The 20421-nt window shown below is 33.0% G+C and carries 19 protein-coding genes and 1 CRISPR repeat array; of the genes, 8 read left to right on the forward strand and 11 right to left on the reverse strand.

What is annotated here, in order from left to right; translation table 11 throughout:
* Window positions 1–75 (forward strand): flagellin (locus CIGNP85_RS08625; RefSeq protein WP_336526412.1); only part of this gene is annotated, 75 nt, incomplete at its 5' end.
* 245 nt (window positions 76–320) lie between these two features.
* Here the strand turns inward: CIGNP85_RS08625 and infC are convergent.
* Entirely contained in the window at window positions 321–836 is a 516-nt protein-coding gene (gene infC / locus CIGNP85_RS07910) for a translation initiation factor IF-3 (RefSeq protein ID WP_086238897.1), read from the reverse strand.
* Window positions 833–2647, reverse strand: a complete 1815-nt coding sequence (gene thrS, locus CIGNP85_RS07915; RefSeq protein WP_086244866.1) for a threonine--tRNA ligase — start codon at window positions 2645–2647, stop codon at window positions 833–835. Before thrS ends, infC begins: the two co-directional genes overlap by 4 nt.
* Window positions 2648–2801: 154 nt before the next feature.
* On the opposite strand from thrS, the gene CIGNP85_RS07920 reads away from it, so the two are divergent.
* Window positions 2802–4106 (forward strand): Na+/H+ antiporter family protein, encoded by a 1305-nt coding sequence (locus CIGNP85_RS07920; protein ID WP_086268649.1) that lies wholly within the window; start codon window positions 2802–2804, stop codon window positions 4104–4106.
* Window positions 4107–4220: 114 nt separating this feature from the next.
* Here the strand turns inward: CIGNP85_RS07920 and CIGNP85_RS07925 are convergent, their stop codons facing one another.
* The 8 genes from CIGNP85_RS07925 to gap form a co-directional block, all read right to left on the reverse strand.
* Window positions 4221–4784: a hemerythrin family protein gene (locus CIGNP85_RS07925; protein ID WP_086225689.1), complete on the reverse strand. Its 564-nt coding sequence runs from the start codon at window positions 4782–4784 to the stop codon at window positions 4221–4223.
* 105 nt (window positions 4785–4889) lie between these two features.
* Window positions 4890–5273: a hypothetical protein gene (locus tag CIGNP85_RS07930; protein WP_086230018.1), complete on the reverse strand. Its 384-nt coding sequence runs from the start codon at window positions 5271–5273 to the stop codon at window positions 4890–4892.
* Window positions 5270–6265 (reverse strand): iron-sulfur cluster assembly scaffold protein, encoded by a 996-nt coding sequence (locus CIGNP85_RS07935; RefSeq protein WP_086225686.1) that lies wholly within the window; start codon window positions 6263–6265, stop codon window positions 5270–5272. Before CIGNP85_RS07935 ends, CIGNP85_RS07930 begins: the two co-directional genes overlap by 4 nt.
* 13 nt (window positions 6266–6278) lie before the next feature.
* Window positions 6279–7469 (reverse strand): NifS family cysteine desulfurase, encoded by a 1191-nt coding sequence (locus tag CIGNP85_RS07940; RefSeq protein ID WP_086225685.1) that lies wholly within the window; start codon window positions 7467–7469, stop codon window positions 6279–6281.
* 271 nt (window positions 7470–7740) lie between these two features.
* A complete protein-coding gene (gene fabI, locus CIGNP85_RS07945; RefSeq protein ID WP_086225684.1) occupies window positions 7741–8559 on the reverse strand; it encodes an enoyl-ACP reductase FabI in 819 nt (272 codons plus the stop codon).
* Between the two features lie 2 nt (window positions 8560–8561).
* A complete protein-coding gene (locus tag CIGNP85_RS07950) occupies window positions 8562–9239 on the reverse strand; it encodes a triose-phosphate isomerase (RefSeq protein WP_086287802.1) in 678 nt (225 codons plus the stop codon).
* Window positions 9236–10444 carry a phosphoglycerate kinase gene (locus CIGNP85_RS07955; RefSeq protein ID WP_086232976.1) on the reverse strand — a complete coding sequence of 403 codons (1209 nt, stop codon included), beginning with the start codon at window positions 10442–10444 and terminating at the stop codon, window positions 9236–9238. Before CIGNP85_RS07955 ends, CIGNP85_RS07950 begins: the two co-directional genes overlap by 4 nt.
* 1 nt (window position 10445) lies before the next feature.
* Window positions 10446–11441 (reverse strand): type I glyceraldehyde-3-phosphate dehydrogenase, encoded by a 996-nt coding sequence (gene gap, locus CIGNP85_RS07960; protein ID WP_086287804.1) that lies wholly within the window; start codon window positions 11439–11441, stop codon window positions 10446–10448.
* A 56-nt stretch (window positions 11442–11497) separates the two neighbouring features.
* Here gap and nadD point away from each other — a divergent pair, with 56 nt between their 5' ends.
* The 6 genes from nadD (at window position 11498) to cas4 (ending at window position 18239) form a co-directional block, all read left to right on the forward strand.
* The gene (gene nadD / locus CIGNP85_RS07965; protein ID WP_086287807.1) at window positions 11498–12046 is read left to right on the forward strand and encodes a nicotinate (nicotinamide) nucleotide adenylyltransferase; all 549 of its coding nucleotides are present in this window, start codon (window positions 11498–11500) and stop codon (window positions 12044–12046) included.
* Complete coding sequence (gene rsfS, locus CIGNP85_RS07970; RefSeq protein ID WP_086225677.1) at window positions 12036–12362, forward strand: ribosome silencing factor; 327 nt, start codon at window positions 12036–12038, stop codon at window positions 12360–12362. The genes nadD and rsfS overlap by 11 nt, the downstream gene beginning before the upstream one ends.
* A gap of 266 nt (window positions 12363–12628) precedes the next feature.
* A complete protein-coding gene (locus CIGNP85_RS07975) occupies window positions 12629–16465 on the forward strand; it encodes an HNH endonuclease domain-containing protein (RefSeq protein WP_086287810.1) in 3837 nt (1278 codons plus the stop codon).
* A complete protein-coding gene (cas1, locus tag CIGNP85_RS07980) occupies window positions 16446–17402 on the forward strand; it encodes a CRISPR-associated endonuclease Cas1 (protein WP_086287812.1) in 957 nt (318 codons plus the stop codon). Before CIGNP85_RS07975 ends, cas1 begins: the two co-directional genes overlap by 20 nt.
* Window positions 17403–17672 (forward strand): CRISPR-associated endonuclease Cas2, encoded by a 270-nt coding sequence (gene cas2 / locus CIGNP85_RS07985; RefSeq protein ID WP_086225671.1) that lies wholly within the window; start codon window positions 17403–17405, stop codon window positions 17670–17672.
* Entirely contained in the window at window positions 17673–18239 is a 567-nt protein-coding gene (gene cas4, locus CIGNP85_RS07990) for a CRISPR-associated protein Cas4 (protein WP_086232971.1), read from the forward strand.
* Window positions 18240–18450: 211 nt separating this feature from the next.
* Window positions 18451–19002: a CRISPR direct-repeat array (repeat unit 37 nt; unit sequence GTTGCAAATTATACCACAAATCAACTCGGTTTGAAAC).
* 71 nt (window positions 19003–19073) lie between these two features.
* Here cas4 and CIGNP85_RS07995 read toward each other — a convergent pair.
* Window positions 19074–20411: an acetyl-CoA carboxylase biotin carboxylase subunit gene (locus tag CIGNP85_RS07995; protein WP_086287815.1), complete on the reverse strand. Its 1338-nt coding sequence runs from the start codon at window positions 20409–20411 to the stop codon at window positions 19074–19076.
* Between the last annotated feature and the right edge of the window lie 10 nt (window positions 20412–20421).

Genomic DNA, 20421 nt, shown 5'->3' on the forward strand with positions numbered 1-20421 from the left:
CTAGCCCAAAGTGGAAGCTACGCTATGAGTCAGGCAAATGCTGTACAACAAAATATATTAAGACTACTACAGTAGCTTAAATTTAAATCTTTAATATCTTAAATTTACTCGCAATGCTTAACCATTGCGAGGGTTTATATACAATATATCAATCTTTTTATATTATCAATTTCAAATATTATTTTAGGATTTTATCTAGATTTAAATAGTATAGTAATCAATCTAATTATTAGAAGTTATTTTGGATTTATTTTATAATTTATCAGTTTGGTAGGTGGACATCTATGAAATGCACCTACCTAATTAATATGCTTGTAGCGTTATTTTTTAGGTGTTACAAGCATATTTACATAACGACCCTCAAGAACTGGAGCTTTATCTCTATCTGCATATTCTTGAATCATCTCCCAAATCTTTTCAAGCATATTTACGCCAAGTTCTGGGGTAGACATCTCACGCCCCTTTAAAAATACTCTAAATTTAACATACTTGCCCTCAGATAAAAACTCTTGAGCGTGTTTTATCTTATAGTTTATATCATTTTGTGCAATTTTGGCGGAAAGCTTAATCTCTTTTATCTCTATTACTTTTTGCTTTTTCTTAGCCTCTTTTTGCTTTTTCTCTTGTTGATAACGGAATTTACCATAATCCATTATCTTACATACTGGTGGTTTAGCATCGGCTGCTATCAAAACTAGATCTAATCCCATTTTATTAGCGATATCTAACGCTTCATCTCTACTGATAACACCATACGCAGTGCCATCATCTCCTACACATCTAACCTCGCTTGCGCGAATTTCATCATTTAGATAAACCTCTTTATCTTTGCTCAAATATTCACCTCGTTTAATTTGGTTTGGACTAAGCTATAAAAATCATCTAGACTTATATCCTTTTGTTCTCTAGCTCTACGATCACGCAGTGCTACACCTCTATTTGCCACCTCATTATCGCCAAGTACTATTATCATAGGTACTCTTTGTTTTTCTGCATTTCTAATCTTTTTATTTAGTGTCTCATTTTTGCTAAAGATTTCACTATCTATATTCATATCAAGTAATTTTGCATAAATCTCTTTAGCATACTCTTGATGAGCTTCACCAATTGGTATGATCACAACCTGAGTTGGCGCAATCCAAAATGGCAATTCACCAGCAGTATGTTCAAGTAAAATCCCAATAAATCTCTCAAAGCTTCCTAGAATTGCACGATGAAGCATAACTGGCTGTTTGCGTTCATTGTTTTCATCAATATATTCTAGATTAAATCTTGCTGGAAGGTTAAAATCTACTTGAATAGTGCCACACTGCCATTTTCTTTTAAGGGCATCTGTAATTTTAATATCTATTTTTGGCCCATAAAACGCACCGCCACCTTCATCAATACCATATTTTAATCCCTTTTCATCTAAAGCATCTTTTAAGGCTTTTGTAGCGATCTCCCATACCTCATCATCGCCAACAGCCTTAGCTGGTTTGGTAGAAATCTCCATCTCATAGCTAAATCCAAATGCATTCATAAGAGTATCAACAAAACTTAAAATCTCATAAACATTTTCTTTAATCTGGCTTGGCATACAAAATAGATGTGCATCATCTTGAGTAAATTCACGCACTCTAAATAACCCATGTAGTACTCCGCTCTTTTCGTGTCTATGCACTACGCCATACTCAAAAAATTTAAGCGGAAGATCTCTATAGCTTCTAATTTCACTTTGATAAACTTTAATATGGCCTACGCAATTCATTGGTTTAATACCATACTCTTGATCATCAATTACTGTAAAGTACATATTTTCTTTATAATTAGCATAGTGGCCACTTGTCTTCCAAGCATCGCTTTTTAAAATCTCTGGTCCACGCACTGGCTCATATCCACGAAGTCTATGAGTGCGATATAGTTTATGCTCTAAGCGGCTTCTAAGCCTTGATCCATTTGGTAGCCAAATAGGGAGTCCAACACCAACGCTCTCATCAAAGGTAAAGAATTTCATCTCTGTGCCAAGTTTACGATGGTCACGTTTTTTAGCCTCTTCGATAATTCTAATATGCTCATTTAGACTTTCTTTATCAGCGTAAGCTGTACCATAAATTCTAGTTAGCATCTCACGATTTTCATCACCGCCAAGATATGCCCCAGCTATTCTAGTAAGTTTAAAAAATCTAGCAAAAATTGTATTTGGAATATGTGGCCCACGACAAATATCTTCAAAACCACCTTGAGAATACAGGCTTACAGCACCATCTGGAATTCTTTTTAATACCTCTTGTTTTAGGTCATCATCGGCGTATTTTGCAGCTACTTCTGATTTAGTTGAATTTATTTTTACAATTGGAGTTTTAGCTAAGGCTAACTCTTTCATTTTTTTCTCAATTATAGCTAAATCATCTTCGCCTAGTTTGCTACCATCGCTTTTGCTTACACGCATATCGTAGTAAAATCCATCCTCAATAGCAGGTCCAACAAAAAATTTAACATTAGGATAAAGCTCCTTAATCGCTGCAGCCATTAAGTGCGCACATGAGTGGCGTATAATCTCTAGCGCCTCTTTAGAGTTGTCAAATTTAATCTCGCTACCACCTCCGGTGTAGCTTTGAGTATCTACTATCTCTCCATCTACATTATATCCAATAATCTCGCTCATCGACTCTCTTTTTTCAAAAATAACAAAATGTTAGATTTTATCTAATTGTATTTTAACTTAAACTGAATTTTAATAAAATTTAAGCTAATACCGTTTAGCAATTTAAGCCAAAAATATATATAATTCCAAATTTAATCATAATAAAAGGTAGACAATGCTTCTTTTAAATCCTGTAGTTATTGGCGTGATTGTAATGTGTACGCTGTGTCTTTTAAGATTTAATATCTTATTAGCTATTCTTATCTCTGCATTGATAGCTGGAGTAAGCGCAAATATTGATATTATTACTACAATTAACATTTTAATCAAAGGTATGCAAGGCAATCTTGAGACTGCTCTTAGCTATATTCTTCTTGGTGCGTTAGCCGCTGCTATTGCTATGAGTAATCTAACTGCAATTTTAATTCACTATGTAAGCCAATTAATTAGCAAAAAAACATTTTGGTTTGTGCTTACAATTGCATTTGTAGCATGCTTTTCACAAAATTTAATTCCGGTGCATATTGCATTTATTCCTATTCTTATTCCGCCACTTTTAGCACTTATGAATAAAATGCAAATTGATAGGCGAGCTGTAGCGTGTGCTTTGACTTTTGGGCTGAAGGCTCCATATGTAAGTGCTTCGGTTGGATTTGGGCTAATTTTTCATAATATCTTAGCCAAGGAGATAAGCCAAAATGGACTAGAGACTAATCTATCTGATATTAGCTCTGTTATGTGGCTTGGTGGAGTAGCGATGCTTATTGGGCTATTTTTGGCGATTATCTACTATCGCACGCCACGCAGTTATAAGCAAAGCTCTATGGAAGCTAAAGAGCTTTACGATAGTAATCTTGATATTAAAATGAGCAAGAAAGAGTGGGTTTTACTTATTGGTGTTGCGATTGCCTTTGGTGTTCAATTATGGAGCGATTCTTTGCCGCTTGGTGGATTGATGGGGCTTATTTTTATGGTAGCTTTTGGTGGGATCGAATATAAAAAGATTGACAAAGTAATGGAAAATGGCCTAAGTATGATGGCATTTATTGCGTTTATTATGCTTGTTGCAGCTGGGTTTGCTTCGGTGATTAGAGAGACTGGTGGGATTGGTGAGCTGGTTGAATTTGCTACTGCAATTAGTGGCGGTAAGCTTGGCGGAACGATTATTATGCTAGCTATTGGGTTGCTTGTTACTATGGGAATTGGAACGAGCTTTGGGACGATTCCTATTATTGCGGCGTTTTATGTTCCACTTTGTATCTCGCTAGAATTTAGTCATGCTGCTACTATATTGCTTATAGGTATTGCTGCAGCACTAGGAGATGCTGGGAGTCCTGCTAGTGATAGTACTCTTGGACCAACATCTGGACTAAATGCCGATGGTCAGCATAATCATATATATGATACTTGTGTGCCGACATTTGTATTTTTTAACATTCCGCTATTAATTTGCGGAGTAGTATTTGCGATGTTTTTGTAAGTTATTTAAGAAAAGTAAGTAGATGGTTAAAACTTAAGCAATAGTAATAAAATGCTGATAAAATTTAAATTAAAAGATATTAGCATAAGGTAATAAATAATTTACTATGCTACCTTATGAAAGCTTGATTTTAATAACTACCTTGCAAGTCATACAAGAGAATTTCTTGCCCTCGACAATTTTCTCATGAATATAAGGTGGAACAAGATGGATTTTATTAGGACAACCGCAGGTATATTTATATTGTTTTGGTTCTTCTTCGATTAGCTCATTTTCTGCGTGTTCTAGGTTTGCTTGACGCCATTTTTCTATTTTGGCATCCTCTTTTAAAATATGCTCTACTAGCCACTTTTCAGCAATTAATAAAAGATTTTCTTTTAAATCATTTACATTTTTAGCAGTTTTGATTAGACCCGCCATACTAGCGATTATGTCTTTATGAATCATAGTGTGTTCGTGCAAGTACGGATATCCAATTAGCTCCATATATTCCTGTTCGTCTTTGAAGTGTTCTTTCATATATTCAAAAAATTCAGCCACGATACCGCGAATCTCTTCACGAGATACATTTTTATTAGCGTAAATAAAGGATTTTTTGGCTAGATCAAATAGCTTTTGATGTTGTAAGTCTATATCTGAATTGCCAATGCTATATTTATCGTCCCAGCTAGGTACCATTTCAAAACTCTCTATGAAAAAATATAAATTTCTCTATTATATTAAATTTTATAATAATTTTAGCTGAAAATTGATTTTAAAAAAGCAAAACTTACCAATAAATTTTTATAAATTTAGTATAATATTACCAAATTTTATCTCATTATCACAAATGCTAACTTTAAATTCATCTTTAAAGTCGACAATCCTAGCAAGTGGGTGGCTGCTAAATTTATTAGCTATAAATCCATGTCTTAGAGTTAAAATCCTACTACTTAGCAACTCATCGTCAATTATTTTAGCGTCGATTATACCAAAATTTGCACTATCGACGCTATATATAAATCCATCACTATCGGCTATCTCATCACACTCTAACTTAAAATTTGCATAAGTAAACTCATCTAAAGACCCAAAGCCATACTTAAGGTTAGTCAAATTTGCATAATCTAAAATTTTAGCTAAATCACCAATATAGTATTTGCCAGCTTTAAATTTAGCATTTATCATACAGGGATTACTCTAATATTTGGACTTAGACTCTCTTGCAAGATATTTTCAATGGCATATAGTGTTCCAGTAGCACCACTAGCACACCCACTACAAGCACCTAGATATCTAATATATATATCGATTCTGCTTTCTTCAGATTTGATATCTAATATTTCCATATTTCCACCATCCATCTCTAGCATTGGTCTTACATGCTCATCGATAATAGCCTCTACTGCTTTTAGTTGTTTTACTACTGTTAGCTCCTCAAAGCTTAGATCGCTATCTACGCCACTTCCGCTTATTTTAGCATCAGCTATAGCTTTCATTCTTTCAGCTTCCATTTCAGATCTTACTTCAGCTAAAATATCTACTAGGTAGTACTCTCTTTTTTCATGTCCGCCAGGCTTAATGCAAGATTTACAAAATGCTCCAGCTTTTGTGTATTGAGTAATTTCTTCTACTGTTGTAAGATCATTTAATCTTATCACCTCTTTTACTGTACCAAGGCTAACTCTAGCGCACTCACATACTATAATCTCATCTTCAAAGTGGTCTGGATCAACGCCTTTATAGCTAGCAGCCGCAGCTTTGATAACATCATATGCCATTACTGAGCAGTGCATCTTTTGCGGTGGAACTGCTGGAATATCTGGATCATCACGCATAGCTTTTTCTACATCTATATTTGTGATTTTAACTGCTTGATCTACTGTTTTGCCTTTGCATAGTTCTGCCATATAATCGCTACTTGCAATTGCTGTACCACAACCAAAGCTTTTAAATTTAGCATCTTTAATAATATCAGTAGCTTCATCAACAGCCCAATATAGTCTAACTGCATCACCACAGCTCTCAGCGCCATGATCCGCAATTATTAGCTTACAGCCTAGAGCTTTAGCATCTTCTTCTGTAATTTCACCCATATTTTTTGGTGCGTTCATTGCATTTTGAACTTTTTGAGAGTACTCTTCCCATATATTTCCGCTTATTAAATTACCTTTTGCCATATTATTATTTCCTTTATAGTCCTGATTTATGCCATTTTGGGGCGTATGCGTAGCTACTTGATATGCTTCTTAGTCTATGTACGGCATGTTTAATTTTTTCTATTGTATAGTCTATCTCTTCTTCAGTATTAAAGCGAGAGAGCGATAGTCTAAGTGCTGTATGTGCTAGTTCGCTATCAGCACCGATGGCTTCCATTATAGGGTTGCTTTCTAGATCCTCACTTGCACAGGCTGAGCCAGTACTTGCTGCTATACCAGCTTGGTTTAGATCCCATAGCATTGCTTCACCCTCTACGCCTTTAATACTTGCTAGGATTGTATTTGGCACACGATTGGCTCTATCACCTACTACTGTAACATCTGGTAGTGATAATAGTGCATCTTCTAGCTTATTTCTTAATCTTCCTACATGGCTTTGTTCAAAGGCTAGGAATTTATTTGCATTTTCTAATGCTTGACCCATTGCTACTATACCAGCAACATTTAATGTGCCACTTCTGCGTCCGCCCATATGTTCGCCACCATGAAGAAGGCTAGTAAGAGGCATTGAATTTTTGATATATAGAGCGCCTACTCCTTTTGGTGCATGGAATTTATGTCCTGAAAAGCTTAAAAAATCAACATTTGCATCTTGTACATCTACGGGAATTTTGCCTATTGCTTGAACTGCATCGGTGTGAAAAAGTGCGCCAAATTCATGTGCTACGCTAGATAGTTCTTTGATTGGAAAGATCATACCAGTTTCGTTGTTTGCCCACATTACACTTACAAGTGCAACATCATCACTCATCACATTGCGTAGATCGTCTGCAGTGATAACCCCTTGATTATTTACATCTACTTTAGTAATCTCTACTCCAAGAGATTCTAAAAATGCACAGGTAGCACCGATAGCTGGATGTTCTACTGTAGTTGTAACTATACGCTTTTTATCGCCTTTTAATATTTTATCAAAATATATACCTTTTAATACCCAGTTATTGCTCTCAGTGGCACATCCAGTTATTACTATATCATCATTATCAGCTGCATTTATACCAGTATAGAGCTGATCTAGTGCTTTGCGAAGTGCTGGATGTGTTTGGCTTCCGTAGCTGTGAAGTGAATTTGGATTGCCAAATTTCTCACCAAGGAATGGAAGCATCAACTCTAAAGCCTCAGGGTCAATCATTGTTGTTGCGTTGTTGTCTAAATAAACTTTCAAAACTATCCTTCCTCTTCCTAAAATAATTAGGATAAACTTTATCTTTTTAATGTGAAATAATATACTATTTTACATAAATTTTGCATAAAAATTAAGTAAATATTCTATAAATTTGAATTTAGATATAAATTTTTTAAGTATTTTAGTATATTTTTGAAGTTTTTAAATTGGATTTTTAATTTAAATTTGGAGATTTTCGTCATTACAAATGCAATGACGAAATAGTATTTTAAAGTAAGTATATTAGTTAAACTGAAATGATAAATTTAGCCTACTTTGCATCCCAGGCTAAGACTGTATTGCCAAAAGCATCACTTAAAACATCACCCATACCCATGATATTATATCCAGCATCGACATAATGCACTTCGCCAGTTACACCACTTGCAAGGTCGCTTAGTAGATACATACCGCTTTTACCTACATCTTCTATGCTGACATTTCTTTTTAATGGGGCGTTACACTCATTCCAGTGTAAAATCATCTTAAAATCGCCAATTCCACTTGCTGCTAAGGTTTTAATCGGGCCTGCTGAGATAGCATTGACTCTAATATTTTTAGCTCCAAGGTCATGGGCAAGATATCTTACGCTACTTTCAAGAGCTGCTTTAGCTACGCCCATTACATTATAATGTGGGACAAATTTAGCCCCGCCAAGATAGCTAAGAGTCAAGATAGAACCACCACTTTTTAGCACCGGAAGCACTGCACGAGTAAGAGAGATAAGAGAGTAGACGCTAGTACCCATAGCAATATCAAATGCCTCTTTTGTAGTGTTGATAAACTCACCCTCTAATGCCTCTTTAGGAGCAAAAGCTACAGCATGAACTACAAAGTCAATCTCGCCAAAATCTTTAGCAATTTTATCTGCTAGAGTATCAAGATGTTCTTGATTATTTACATCTAGTTCATAAATTAGCGAACTATCAAGTTCAGCTGCGATTGGTTCTACTCTTTTTTTAATTGCATCATTTAAAAATGTAAAAGCAAGCTGGGCCCCTTGAGCTTTACAAGCTTGAGCAATTCCATAGGCTATGCTCATTTTATTTGCTACACCGACTATTAAACCTTTTTTACCTTCTAGTATCATTATTAACCCTTTTTGATAATTTCTAAAAATTTATCAGCATCCCAACTAGCAGTACCGACAAGAACTCCATCGCATGATTTTATCGCTTTTATCTCATCTATATTTGTTATATTTACGCTACCGCCATATAGAAGTGGAGCTGAGCATTTGCTAGATATAAAATCCAAAATTTCAGCTATAAATTCAACTTTAGCACTATTTCCAGTGCCAATAGCCCAGATTGGCTCATAGGCGATTACTAGATTTTCATAGTTTAAATCAATATTTGCTAATTGATCGCTTAGAAATTCTTTGGTGCTTCCATTCATATGAGTTATATCATCTTCGCCAATACAGTAGATAATATCCCAGCCCTTGCTTACAGCATAATCAAATTTGGCTTTTAAAAATGGCTCATCTTCACCTAGAGCGCGTCTTTCGCTATGGCCGATCATTACAGTAGTAATCTCAAATTCTTCTAGCATTTGACTACCAATCTCACCAGTATATGAGCCATTTTGTGCTGGATAGAAGTTTTGCGCCCCTTGAGTGAAGTTAAATTTATCTTCACTCAAAGCAGTAAATGGAGGAAATACAATCACGCTATTACTATTTTGACTAAGTCCATTACTAAGCTTTTTAGCATAATCTGCATAGCTTTTTTTGGTGTGGTTGCATTTTAAATTCGCAGCGTAAATCATATATCATCTTCTCTTAAAAGCACTCTAACCCCAGGCAGCTCCTTGCCCTCTATAAGCTCCAAGCTAGCACCACCACCAGTAGAGATAAAGGTCATCTCATCAGTATCCCCAGCTCTCTCAACTACATCAGCAGTATCGCCACCACCGACCACAGTAGTAGCAAAGCTCTCGCCAATAGCGTGGCTCATTTTTATGCTACCTTTGCTAAATTTATCCATCTCAAAAACCCCCATAGGGCCATTCCACCAGATGGTTTGAGCATCGGCAATCGCCTCTTTAAATAGCTTCACACTAGCTGGGCCGATATCTAGCCCCATCCAGCCATTTGGGATCTCTTGAACAGGGACATACTTGATCGCACTATCATTGCTAAAACTTTGAGCCGCTACGACATCAACAGGCAGATAAATTTTCACGCCTAGCTCACGGCCTTTTTTAAGAATGTTTGATGCTTCTTCTACTAACTCCTCTTCCAAAAGGGAATTTCCGATATTTTCACCAAGAGCTTTTAAAAATGTAAATGCCATACCGCCACCGATGATTAATTTATCAATGCGTGGCAAGAGATTGGTTAGGGCTTGGAGTTTGCCACTTACTTTTGATCCACCCGTTACTGCGACAAATGGGCGACTAGGGTGGCGGATTAGATTTTGGCCAAATTCAATCTCTTTAATTAGCAAAAATCCAGCGGCCTTATGCTCACTATCGTAGCATTGAGTTATAGCATGGACGCTAGAGTGGGCTCTATGACATACGCCAAAAGCATCATTGACATAGTAATCAGCAAATTCGCTAAGAGATTTAGCCAAGTTTATATCATCTTTTGTTTCGCCCTTTTCAAAGCGTAAATTTTCTAATAACAAAATCTCGCCAGATTGTAGCTTTTGAACCTTTTCTTTAGCATCGTGGCCGACTACATCGTGAGCAAATTTAATCTCTCTATCCATTAATCTACCAAGTCTTTTAGCTACTGGTAGAAGTGAGTATTTATCTTCGTAGCCATTTTTTGGGCGACCTAAGTGGCTAGCTAAGATAACAGAGCAACCCTGATCTAAAATATATCTGATAGTTGGGATAACTGAGCGGATTCTTCTATCATCTGTAATATTATTAAATTCATCCATAGGTGTGTTAAAATCGCACCTTACAAGAACCTTGCTACCACTTTTAAATTCAATATCTTTTATAGAAATAATCTCACTCATATCACTTCTCGCTTATAAATTTAGCCATTTCAACTAAGCGATTGCTATAGCCCCACTCATTATCATACCACGCCATTACCTTAATCATATCACCGCAAATTACTTGAGTTAGATCAGCTGCTACTATGCTTGAGTAGTTTGAGGTGATAAAATCGCTACTAACTCTCTCATCAAAATCCACAGCCATAATGCCCTTTAAGCTACCTTTGCTAGCTTCTACAAATGCGCTATTTAGCTCATCTTTTGTTACGCTTTTTTCAAGTACAGCAGTCAAATCTACAATTGATACATTTGGGACTGGAACTCTAATGCTTTGTCCGTGTAGTTTGCCATCTAGGCTTGGCATTACTAATTTCATAGCTTTGGCAGCACCTGTGCTAGTAGGGATCATATTAGCAGCAGCCGCTCTAGAACGCCTAAAATCACGGCATTTGACATCTACTAGGCTTTGGCCGTTTGTATAGGCGTGGATGGTAGTCATAAGACCCTTTTTTATACCATAAAGATCTTCTAAAACCCTAGTTACAGGACCTAAGCAGTTGGTAGTACAGCTTGCGTTGGAGATGATTGTTTGCCCTTCGTATTTATCTGAATTTACACCTAAAACAAATGTTGGAGTATCATCCTTAGCTGGTGCGCTCATTATAACCTTTTTAGCACCTTTGGCGATGTAGGTTTGGCATTGCTCTTTTGTAAGGAATTTACCGGTACATTCTAATACTACATCGATTCCCCTTAGGTCTAAATCATTTATATCTCTTGTGCTATATACTCTGATTTTTTTGCCATTAACGGCGATATAATCATCATTTAAAACCTCTACATCTTGATTAAATTCGCCATGAACTGTATCGTATTTTAGTAAGTATCTAGTCATTTTGCGTTCAGCAGTATCATTTATAATGCTTAATTCATACTCTGCTGGGTTATTGAGTATAATCCTAGCAGCACATCTGCCGATTCTTCCAAAACCATTAATTGCTATTTTAAGTGCCATTTTCATCCTTTTTGGGTATAATTTGGCTATTTTACTAAAAAAAAGGTTAAAAAAAATTGAATATAGCTATTTTTGGTGGAAGTTTTGACCCGCCACATTTGGGTCATGATATGATCGTAAAAGAGGTTTTAAAGAGCTTAAATATTAATAAACTTATTATTATTCCAACATTTTTAAGCCCTTTTAAGAGCGAATTTGGTGCGCCACCGCTTTTGAGATTTCAGTGGTGTAATGAGCTTTGGTCTAATCTGGATGAAAAAATTATAATAAGTGATTATGAAATTTCGCAAAATCGACCGGTGGCTACAATAGAGAGTGTGAGATATTTTAAGCGTGAGTTTAATCCTAAGAAAATTTATCTAATAATCGGTGCTGATCAGCTAAAAAATTTAGATAAATGGCATAAATTTGATGAGTTAAGGGAGCTTGTAAGCTTCGTTGTGGCTAGTAGAGATGGGATTATGGTTGAAACAAATTTGCAAAAACTTGATATAAATGTTAAAATCTCATCTTCAAAGATTAAATCTGAGTTAAATTTTAAGTATATTCCAACTGCTATTTTAGATAGTGTTGAGAAATTTTATAAGGATAAAAATGCAAAATAGAATAGATAGAATTGTTAAGCTTTTAGATGAAAAAAAGGCTGAAAATATCGAAGTTATAGATATGCAAGGTAGGGATTATTTAAGTAAATTTGTAATTGTAGCTACCACTTTGGCTGCTCGTCATGGCTTTGCTTTGCTTGATGATTTAAAAACTGAATTAAAACCAGCCGGTGAAAATTTTTTAGGTGTAGAAAGTAGCGATGATTGGACTGTAATAGATCTTGGCGATATAATGATACATTTAATGAGCGAAACTTATAGAGCTAAGTATAATATAGAAGAGTTCTTAAAAGAGTTAAGCGTTAAAGGAAATTAGGTTTTAACCAAGTATATTTGAGATATTATTAAAGAGATTATTTTATTAAAATCTAATCGCTTTAATTATTGTAGCTACTAGCAGATCAAAAGCTAGTAGCAATTTTGAGTCTTAATAAATTTAATATCGCACATAGATAAGCTAGTTAGTATTATAGATATTTAGTTATCAATTTTTTCTTAATTTTCTAATCTTATTTTATATTTTAAACCATTGTAAGCCAAATTTCATTAAAATCAAAATCATTTATATAGTTGGAGTTGTTTATGTATGAATTGTCTATAAATGTAGATATGGGTGCTGCAAATAATGGCGTGTTTATCGCTATTACAAATGAAAATTCTATAATTTATAAAAATGCGTTTAATATATATTTTGATAAAAATTTAACATTTTCTAAAAGCGATAGAACAGCACGTCGCCATGCTAGGCGTAGTTATGATAGGGATAGATTTATTTTAAGATTGCTTAATGAGATTTTGCCTATAGATGGTTTGAGTCAAAGTCAAATAGAGACAATTTATGGGCTTTTTAAAAATCGTGGTTTTAACTATCATAATATAGAATTTAATGAAAGCTTAGATGATGATGTGGTTGAGTTTTTAAATGGTTTAGATAGATATATATTTGGGCTTAGTAAAAATAAAGATGAATTTGAACAAATTATAAATGAGATAGTTGTAGATCACTCAAATGATGAAATTAAAAAGATCTTAGATACTCAAAGTCAAATTTTAATTAATATAGATAAAGAAAATAAAAAAGCCATAAAAGCTAGTAAAAATATACAAAGTCTAATTCAAAGTATATGCAATGAAATTGATAAAAATAATAAGCATAGAATTAGCTACTTAAAAGATATAAAAGAGTTAATTTATAAAGATTGTGAATTTATAATCCAAAAATCTGATAAATTTGATAATTTAGATGAATTTTATAATTTTGTTGGAAATATTTCAAATTTTCAAACTCGAATTTTAAGAAGGTATTTTAATAATAAATATCTAGATAATATAAATTTTGATGATGCAAAGCTAAAGAAAAATATAATAAGAAATATCAATTATATGGAGTATATAACTGATATACAAAATAACAATAAACTAAATATGCTAAATTCTTTAAAGACAAAATCGGCTTTAGAGTATTTAAAAAGTATCGATCCAGTAATTACTATCCCGCCATACGAAAATCGTAAAAATAAAAATCCACAAAAATGCAATACTTTGATGTTAAATATTGATAAAATTACTCCTAGTCTAGCAAATTTAACTTATAAAATTTTAAATAGCGATGATTTTACGCATATAAGAAGAGATGAAAATGGCCAGTTAATCAGCCTTAATGATATAAATGAAAATAATATCGCTAAATATTTACAAAGAGTATTAGATATCTCAAAAGAGAGTCTAATAGATGTAGCCTTATATCCAAGAGCTCTTGATAATAATAGCAAAATATTTGCTGATACTTTTAGGTTAAATAGTGATGAAATTAGGGAATTTAAGGAGTTTGCTAGGAAATACTATAACGAAGTAGATAACGCAAAAAAAGGAATAATAACTAATGATTTATTAATTCCATGTGGCAAAAATACGCCACATAAAAATAGAAATAAAAATGAACTTATTTCAGCTCTTTTTGGAAAAAATATCACTAAAGATGACGTAATTAACCTAGAAGAGTTTATGCTAAAAAATAAGATAAAAGGCAATAGGAGCTATAAAGGGTTTTTTAGAGATTTAAATGAATTAAAAAAGAGTTACCAAAATAGCTTCTATCATAATCTAAATAATGATGAAATTAACGATAAAGATATTCAAACAATCCTAGAGTTATATCCAAAAGTAGCTCAAAATATCAATAACCACAATAGCGTATTTGAGTTTAAGCATCCATTTGATAAAAATAATTTAAATACAAATATCAACTATCTTGGCCAGTTAGGAGATATAATCTATGATGAAAAAAATCGTGGATTTTTAAAAACTTGCAAATGCCATACTTTAGAAAATTTAATTCGTTCTGGCTCACAAAATGCTATTTGTACTAGATTGCCAGCTAATTCGGCTAGGCTTATCAATGGCAAAATAGAGATGTATCTAAATCGTTTAGCATATGAAATTAGCACCGCTATTAAGCCAGAAATTTTAAAAGATATTTCATATATAACTATAAATGTAGAGATGAATAAATTTAGTTTTGAAAATAGTGCTAGCGACTTAAATTTAATAAGCAAACGCCAAAAATCAAAAGATATGATCTGTCCATACTCAGGTCAAAAGATAGATGAGATTAACTGCGAATATGATCATATCTTGCCTCGCTCTAAAGGCTTATATAATTCTAGGGCAAATTTAATCCCAGCTAGCTCTACTGCTAATTTACAAAAAGGCAATCAAAGCTATACTTTAGAAAATTTACATCAAAATTATCTAAATTCAATTTATAAAATTATAAAAGTACAAAATCTTGATGAATTTAAGAATTTTATAGATACACAGATGGCAAAGATAAATATTAATAAATTTACAAATTTTGATAATCTTAATAGCATAGAACAGATCGCACTTAGACATGCTCTATTTTATAAAAATTCAGATAGTTTTACTAAAGCGCTTGAAATTTTAAAACTAGATAGAATCAAAACTCACTCTAATGGCACTCAAAAGCGTTTTGTAAATCTTTTAATACAAAAGGTAAAAGATAAGCTAAATAAATCAAATCAAGATATTGAATTTAGTGTTAATTTCATCAATGCAGAACTAGTAAGCGCAATTAGAAGCGAACTAAGCATAGAAGATAAAGAGCTACAAAAAGCTAAAATTCAAGATAGTCATAGTCACTGCATTGATGCTAGTATAGTATTTTATTATGCTAATAGTAAATTAATAAAAAACTCAAAAGGTCAGCGTGAGTTTAAGTATAACTATAATCATATTAAGCCAGAGTATAGCAATAAAATGACTATGCAAAGCAAAAAATATCTAGAGTTAAACTCTAATAAAATATCTCGTAAAAAGCTATTTGATGATGGTGTATATTCTTTAGTTTATGAAAATGCTAATATATTAAAAGATAAGGAATTTAATATCTTGCTTGATCTTGGACTTTTGCATACTAAAGAAAATGGCAAAAAGGTTGCTATAACTAGCGATTTTAAATCAGGTAAATTTTATATAAGTACACATAAAGTTTTTGATCTATTATTTAAAGCCTTTAATGAAGGCGATATTAAATTATTAAATAAACTTAAATTTCTAGACAATCATCTATGTTCTTATATACGAAAAGATATATTTGCTATTATAAAAGATGAAGATAAAAGTAGTATGTTTTTTGATAATAAAAATAAATTAAAAGTACCAGATGCAAAAATAAAAACCAAAAATATAGATAAATTCTATCATATCTTAAAAGCTAATGAAAGCAAGATTATAGAGATAAAAGATGGCAAAAATATATTACAACACCAAGAGATAAAAGAGCTGTTTAAAGAGTGTTTTTATACCAAACAAGCCAAAAGAAGTAGAAATAAATCTCGTATAATCTACTCTTTGCCTATAAAAGCAATTAAAAGTCCTAACTATATCATAAGGCAAAATGGCGGATATGCTGGACTTGTGAATTCCGATATAGCCACTAAAACATATATAGATTTAGATAGTAAAAATATAATCAAAATTCCATTTTTTAGTACAAATATATTACCTCGTAAAATAGCAGATATAATAAATATAATTGAATTAAAATCTAAAAATATAAAGCAAATTTACAAACTTCTAGTAACCAAAAATCTCCCATCAGCTATTATAAAACTTGAGTTTATAATCTCTCAAGCCAATAGACACAATATAGAGGTTGAATTTGATAAAAGCCAAATTGGAGATTATAATTTACTTGACCAAACTAGCCGTGATGAGTTTATAGATAAATATTTAAAAGGTGAATTTAAAGAGCTACTAGGAGAGCCAAGAGATAAGAAAATAACCATAATCAAAGATACAAAAAATAGCCTAATAATCACATATTGCACTCAAACATCGGCTATACATAAAAAAATAATGCTAGATAATTTAATCGATGAAACATCTAGTTCTTAATAGTTTTGGGCTATTTTTAGGATTAAAGTCTCAAAGGATAGTAATATATCAAAATAAAGAGATAATAAAAGAGATAGCCCTTAAATCATTAAAAACCATATCTATAAATTCAAACGGTATAACCATTTCTAGCGATTTAATCTTTGCTTGTAGTGTGCGTGGAATAAAGATTTTCTATCAAAACTTTAACACATTTAGTGCTACGCATACACTTTATGAACATAAAGGAGTAAATGTATTAAAACAGCAATTTTCATCTAAAGATAATACCAAGGGATTGATACTAGCAAAAGAGTTAATAATCGGAAAGATTAAAAATCAACGTTCTACAATTTTATACTTTTCTAGAAATAAAAATAACGAGCAAAAAAACACTGCATTAATTGCTATGCAAAAAGCAATTGATACACTAAAAAGCTCAAAAATAATAGACACAAATGATATATTTAGTATTGAGGCTAATGCTGCTCATAGATATTTTGAATTTCTCAAATTTAACTCTCTTTTGCCATCTAGTTTTGAACACCGCACCAAAAGAGCAAGCAGTGAAATATCAAATCAAGCTTTAAATTATGGCTATGCAATACTATTAAATATAATCTATAAAAGTATTATAAATGCCGGATTAAATCCATATTTTGGAGTTTTACATACTATGCGAAGCGCCAAGCCATCTTTAGCCTTAGATATTATGGAGGAGTACAGAAGCTTTATAGTAGATAGAAATATTATTAAAATTCGCTCATCTCTCAAAGGCGAATTAAATGCAGAATTAAAAAAAGTAATAGCTTCAAATATATTAAATTCATTAAATAAAAAACTTATCTATAATCACAAAAAGCTTACTTTAGAAAGTATTATCCAACGCCAAGTATATAAAATTTCAGCATTTTTTTGTGGTGATAGCAGGTATAAATCATACATATTTAGGTGGTAAATGAGATATCTAATCTGCTACGATATAGAAAATAGTAAAAACAGGACAAAGCTATTTGAAAGATTAAAAGATTTTGGGCTTTTAGCTGTGCAAAAATCAGTATTTTATGGGGAGTTAAGTCGAGCTGATAAGCTAGCCATTAAAGAACTCTTATCTAAATATTGTGCTAAAAGCGATAAGGCGATTATCGCATCTGTAAATTTAGATTTTAATGATACTTTAGGCTATACCAAAGAGTGTTTTGAGAGTAAAATATATGAGATTATTTAGATGATTTTAGTTAGCCATATTAGACAATTTGTATTTTGTCCTAGGATTTTATATTTTTATACATTTTGCGATATTAAGCCAGTATATCCAGAGTATGTAATCTCAGGCTCACAATATCACAATAAACAAAACGAACTATTTAAAAATAGAAAATTTATCAAATTTAAGCTGCCAATTATAAAAGCATATAGTAATCTATATTTGCAAGATTCATCTATGCAAGGAGTAGCAGATTTGGTGCTAGAGTGCCAAAATGAGATAATTGTAGCTGAGTTTAAAAATCAAAACAAGCCAATACTAAATAAAGGCACTAAAATGCAGCTTATAGCCTACTCAAAGCTAGCTAGTAAGCATTTTAATAAACCATTTTTTAAGATAATGCTAATTTGTAGTAATAATCTTAAATTTAAGATATTTGATATAAACAGTGATGATTTAGCCCAATTTAATAGCACGATAGATAAGATTAATAAAATGTTAAATCAAGAGCTATTTCCGCAAAGTTGTGCTAGTATAGCTGCTTGTATGCAGTGTGAATTTAAAAACTACTGTGATGATAGAGAATGATACCGGGGGTGCCATATGGCAGTTGCCCCGATCTGTTAACACCTTTAGGTGATTTCAAACGCTAAAGAGTTAATCTATAGTATAATTTGCGTTTGTATTATAGCTAAATTTTTCCACAAATTCGCTATTTTTAGCATTTTTTTTCAAAGTGGAAGAATTAAGACCTTTAAACTATAGCCAAACGCCCATAAAATAGGCTAAATTTAGCTATGTTGCAAATTATACCACAAATCAACTCGGTTTGAAACTTATCTCTTTCCAAGTCATAGTGTTAAACGCTTTAGGTTGCAAATTATACCACAAATCAACTCGGTTTGAAACTTTTCTTAATACATATTCCCACACGCTTTCAGTAGGCGTTGCAAATTATACCACAAATCAACTCGGTTTGAAACACTGATGTTTGAGCGTCTATTTTTAAACCTATTTTTCTGTTGCAAATTATACCACAAATCAACTCGGTTTGAAACATTTTAGGCCAAGCTTATATTCTAAAGTATAAACAAGTTGCAAATTATACCACAAATCAACTCGGTTTGAAACCCTAAAATAGAAGTAGTTTTTAAATCTATTATTATGTTGCAAATTATACCACAAATCAACTCGGTTTGAAACAGTGGAAGCTAGAAGAAGCCCACGTATAGCATAAAGTTGCAAATTATACCACAAATCAACTCGGTTTGAAACAGTTCTTAGCTCATCATTCTTAAATAATACGCTCTCTATGTTGCAAATTATACCACAAATCAACTCAGCTTAAAATAGGTGTCTAGTTTATAAATTAGACACCATCGAATTTATCATAAATAAATTTAGCTTAGAATTAAAATTAAATTAATGCTTTGCCAAATAGTTTGTATCATATAAATTATTGATAAAATCATCATTATTCATCATATTTATATGGAAATCTTTAGTTGTTTTAATCCCTTGTATGATTAGCTCATCAAGTGCGACTTTCATCTTAGCAATAGCTCTATTTCTATCTATATCATGGACGATTAATTTGCCTATCATGCTATCATAATACGGCGGAACGCTATAACCCTCATAAACATGGCTATCCATTCTGACATTTCTACCGCCTGGGGCGACATATTTTGTGATTTTACCTGGATTTGGGGTGAAGCTTTTTGGGTCTTCGGCTGTGATTCTACACTCTATTGAGTGGCCACTTAATTTAATATCTTTTTGCTCTGGCAATCTCTCGCCTTGTGAGATTCGTATCATCCACTCTATTAGGTCTAGCCCGCTACACATTTCGCTCACACAATGCTCGACTTGAAGTCTTGTATTCATCTCAATAAAATAAAATTTATTATCCCTTTGATCGTATAAAAACTCAAAAGTCCCAGCACCCGTATATCCTATGGCTTTAGCAGCATTTACGGCTGTTTGGTGTAATTCATCTCTAGTTTTATCATCTAAAATTACTGCTGGGCTCTCTTCTATTAATTTTTGGTGGCGGCGTTGCATTGAGCAGTCTCTTTCGCCTACATGGATTACATTGCCATACTCATCGCCTAGGACTTGGACCTCTATGTGGCGTGGATTTGAGATATATTTTTCCATATACATTGTTCCATCACCAAAGGCACTCATAGCCTCGCTCTCAGCTGACCAAAAGCTCTTTTCTAAATCCTCTTCTTTCTCTACCACTCTCATACCACGGCCACCACCACCTGCAGCTGCTTTAATGATTACAGGATAGCCTATTTGAGCGGCTAATTTCTTAGCTGCTTCTATATCTTTGATAGCGCCATCACTACCTGGTACAACTGGAATTCCCGCTCTCATCATCATCTGTTTGGCTTTGCTTTTATCACTCATTAAAGCCATAGCCTCTACACTTGGGCCTATAAATTTGATATTGTGCTTTTCGCAAATTTCTACGAAATTTTGATTTTCACTCAAAAATCCATAACCTGGAAATATCGCATCAGCTTCGCTAATCTCGCAAGCTGTGATAATAGCTGGGATATGTAGATAGCTCTCGCTACTTCTAGCACCGCCTATACAGATACTAGCATCAGCGTATTTGACATAAAGAGCATCTTTATCAGCTGTAGAATGCACTACAACTGCTTCTTTGCCCATCTCTTGGATAGTTCTAAGCGCTCTAAGGGCTATTTCACCACGATTTGCTATTAGGATTCTTTTAATCTCTCTCATAATTTTTCAA

The organism is Campylobacter sp. P0085, from assembly GCF_002139495.1.
In the GTDB taxonomy this organism is placed as follows: domain Bacteria; phylum Campylobacterota; class Campylobacteria; order Campylobacterales; family Campylobacteraceae; genus Campylobacter; species Campylobacter devanensis.